Here is a 3,565-nt window from a genome sequence, read left to right as displayed (position 1 = left end):
AGAGCAATAATTGTTGGTAAAATTCCAAGTAATACAACTACTAATATTATAATTAGTTGCCAAGCTCCAATCATTCCTAGATAAATCATTTTTCTCTTTTTTGTTATTAGTTCGTTTTTTTGGGCATTAAACCCAACGGTTTTGTGTATGGTTTCGTTGCGTGAAAATCCGCTAGGATTTTCCGCCGTAAACCAAAGATAGTAAAAACGCGAGGATTTTCCGATAGGAAAATCAGAAGCAATGAACTATACACTTTGTTGCCAACTGTACTTTTTAAATCAATACAGATGCTCATTGGTTTGAACAAAACTTTATTTTTAGAGGGTAGGCAAATTAATTTTGGTAAAAATTAAAAGATAACACGTAAATTAGTACAAAATGAAAACAGAATTAAAAATGGACAGAATTAAAGAAAGACAAAAACTTTCCGCATTAGGAATGTCTTATAGTATTCAACGAATGGATTTATTAATAGTTTCAATTAGTGGAGCTGGAATTTACATCTGTTTAGAAACATTAAAGTATATTAACGATAAGCATTTAGACACTAGTAGTTTAATAAAGTGGTCTGGTGGAGTTCTTTTGTTCGCTATAATCGTAAACTTTATATCTCAATTTTTAGGTCATAGGTCAAATTTAAACGACTATTTGATGTGTGAAGCTAAATTAGATGCTGGAAATAAAATAAGTAAATCAGAACAGTCAATAATTGACAGATATGATTATAAGGCAGAATGTTATGACAAAGCTACTAACGTATTTAATTACGCAAGTGCTTTGTCAATGTTTGTAGGTTTAATTTTATTATTATCTTATTTTCTTACGGCTTTCTAACAGGAGGTCTGCCACCACCTTTATTCGGAGCGGGAGGATTGTTCCTGTTAGGAGAAGATCCTGGGTTTGGTTGTTGTGGTCTATTTGGTTGCGGTCTGTTCGGTGTAGGATTGTTCGGATTTGGTCTTGTCGGTTGTTTTCCCATAATGTTTAAATTTTATTTATAATATTTTAAAAATCCGCTTTTAAAAAAGGTCGGAAAAAAATAAAGAGATTTCAGTAAGTCAGATTATAGAGTACGAGTACAGTATAGTTGGCAACGGTTGTGTATAAGAATAGTGCGGTTTTGTGTCCGAGGATTTTCCGCAGGAAAATCAGAGTGACTAAAAATGTACTAACCTTTTGATTAAGAAATAAAATTAAGCATTATTTCTTATACTTTGTTGTAGGTAGTTTTTATTTTAAAATGATTCTTTCAGAGTTCCATTTAATTATTTCAAATTCTCTTTTTTTACGAACTGCTTCATTTTTTCTCCAAGGCCAATTGGTGTATTCGTAATCTACAATCAGTTTGTTATTTTTAAATTCTATTGAGTATATTTTTTTATATGATTCACCAACAGGACACGACATACGGTTAGAATATTCTAATTCACCATTTTCATTAAAACTAATTCTTTCTCCGTAATACTCGATTTTTCTCAGTCTGATTGCTTTAAGCGAATCAAGGTCAGAATAATTTCCGACTTTTCTTCTGGAAAGTAAAAAAATAGTGTCTTTGTCAAACCACTGTAAAGTATGCCAATCATTTTTTTTCAATATATTCAGCGAGTCAGTACTTTGTGCTTGACAAAATAGAGGGATAAAAAATAGTACAATAATTATTTTTTTCATTTCTAATTTTAAATTCTAAGCTTTCTTTTTTCTATGTGCCTTTACCGTACCCAAATTACCTACAACGGTTACGTATATGGAAAGTTGCGTTTTTGTGTGCGAGGATTTTCCGAAGGAAAATCAGAAGCTAACAAACGAGCAACAAACTTTGGTTTAGGATAAAACTAGCAATTTTTTATATACTTTGTTGTGCATAGTTTTTATTTTTCATAAGCTTTTCGGTCAATTTCATCTTCGCCAAGTCCTTGTTTTCTTAAATCTCTGCAATAATCGGCTCTTATGGAAGCGAAATCATCAAAAGGATGTTCTTTTAATATTTCATTGTGTTTTTTTATTGTTTTTTCACCCCAAATTTTATTTATCGTGGTCATTAATTGAGTTTGGTGTTCAAATGCAATTCGTCTACAATCTTGTTCTTCTATTCTGCTATTCAATTCAAAATCAACAGCCATTGAAAATGTTATACTATCAAATATCCAATAAAGAATTTCGTCAAAATCTGATGTGATTTTGTCAAACGAAATTTGTCCTCTCTCTTTTGCAGCATAATGGAGATTATTTTTATAGTCTTCAAAAACGTATGGTTTCTCATCATAATCCGAAGGACCAAAGCTTGGTTTAAGTCTTTCTGGGACACTAATTTTTTTTGAAAGTCTATTAAATTCTCTTTCTAATAATTGAATTTGGCTCATTTTCTGAAATTATGCACAACGGTTTTGTGTATGATTAGTGGCGTGTTCCACGCACCTAATTTAGCAAATAAAAACCGAATAGAAAATCCGCGAGGATTTTCGTAAGTAGGCTAAAACTAGCCATTAATTATACACGTTGTTGCCATTAGTTTTTTATTTGTAATTATCATTATACCAATCTTTCCATTCTCCATTTGCAGGATAAGTCAGTTCGTAAATTCTCTTTTCAGATGCACTTAAATTGTCCAAATATTTACTCAATTCCATTATATGAGTTTCTCCATAACCCATTCTCCAACCAATACTATATTTGTCAATTTCTGGATAAGCTAACCAAGGTGGTAAAATTGGATTTTCAAGAGTTTTAAATTCTCCAATTTCATTCAGAATGTCTCTTGTTTCCATTAAAGCGTATCCGAGTAAATTTAGTCCATTCCAAAAGTATGGATTTTCAGCGTCTTCATTATTTTGAGCGAGTCCAATTCCCCAAATATTATCGACAGGACTTGCCTCAACCAAAATTCGGTCATTTGTATTTCTTAAAAACTCCGATAGCTTTGGGTTTTGACTAAACTTGTGAAAATTACCTCTTACAACTATTTCAAATCTATTTTCTTCCCAAATACGTTGGTTGAAGTTCTTTACTTGTCTACCAAGTTCTTTTACTTTTCCAGCTTTTGAGCTTTTGATTATTTGTTCGTAAATGTCTTTGTCATTAAACAACAAAGCTTTTTCAGCCATCATAAAATGTTCGGCTGTTTGATATTCAATTCCGTTAACCTCAAATTTTGATTCGTACCATTGACTGAAACAAGATTTAGTTATTAAATCTTGTTTCGTGTGTCCCCAAAATAATAGGAATTTCAGGTTTTCGCCTGATTCAAATTGTTCAATTATTTTCTCGTTCGTGTAGTTCATTCAAATTAATGGCAACGGTTATGCATATGGAAAGTGCGATTTTGTGTGCGAGGATTTTCCGAAGGAAAATCAGAAGCAAGCAAAGGAGCAATAACCATTTGATTTAGCACTAAAATAAGCATTTTTTATATGCGATGTTGGGTTTAAGTGCTTTTTATGTCAGATAAATACTTTTGTCAGTTTATTTTTTCGGTCAAATATTGTTTCCGCAATCTGGCAAAAGTCAGACGTTTTATTTGTCCGATTTTATTTTGTTCCGCAAACAAGCTCAAAAGTCCGAAATGATT

Annotated in this window: 5 protein-coding genes; 1 reads left to right on the top strand and 4 read right to left on the bottom strand. The window is 31.7% G+C overall.

What is annotated here, in order from left to right; translation table 11 throughout:
- Positions 1-378: 378 nt before the first annotated feature.
- Entirely contained in the window at positions 379-834 is a 456-nt protein-coding gene (locus tag ACH5TX_RS00710) for a hypothetical protein (protein WP_439337635.1), read from the top strand.
- Here ACH5TX_RS00710 and ACH5TX_RS00705 read toward each other — a convergent pair.
- From ACH5TX_RS00705 to ybiA, 4 genes are all read right to left on the bottom strand, one after another.
- A complete protein-coding gene (locus tag ACH5TX_RS00705; RefSeq protein WP_439337634.1) occupies positions 821-979 on the bottom strand; it encodes a hypothetical protein in 159 nt (52 codons plus the stop codon). The genes ACH5TX_RS00710 and ACH5TX_RS00705 overlap by 14 nt on opposite strands.
- A 251-nt stretch (positions 980-1,230) precedes the next feature.
- Positions 1,231-1,668, bottom strand: a complete 438-nt coding sequence (locus ACH5TX_RS00700; protein WP_439337633.1) for a hypothetical protein — start codon at positions 1,666-1,668, stop codon at positions 1,231-1,233.
- 200 nt (positions 1,669-1,868) lie between these two features.
- Positions 1,869-2,360, bottom strand: coding sequence for an Imm63 family immunity protein (locus ACH5TX_RS00695; RefSeq protein ID WP_439337632.1), 492 nt, complete (start codon positions 2,358-2,360; stop codon positions 1,869-1,871).
- A gap of 153 nt (positions 2,361-2,513) precedes the next feature.
- The gene (gene ybiA, locus ACH5TX_RS00690) at positions 2,514-3,278 is read right to left on the bottom strand and encodes a riboflavin biosynthesis intermediates N-glycosidase (protein WP_439337631.1); all 765 of its coding nucleotides are present in this window, start codon (positions 3,276-3,278) and stop codon (positions 2,514-2,516) included.
- Between the last annotated feature and the right edge of the window lie 287 nt (positions 3,279-3,565).

Source organism: Thalassobellus citreus, assembly GCF_044385915.1.
Taxonomy (GTDB): domain Bacteria; phylum Bacteroidota; class Bacteroidia; order Flavobacteriales; family Flavobacteriaceae; genus Thalassobellus; species Thalassobellus citreus.
This window is presented reverse-complemented; position numbering and strand designations above follow the sequence as displayed.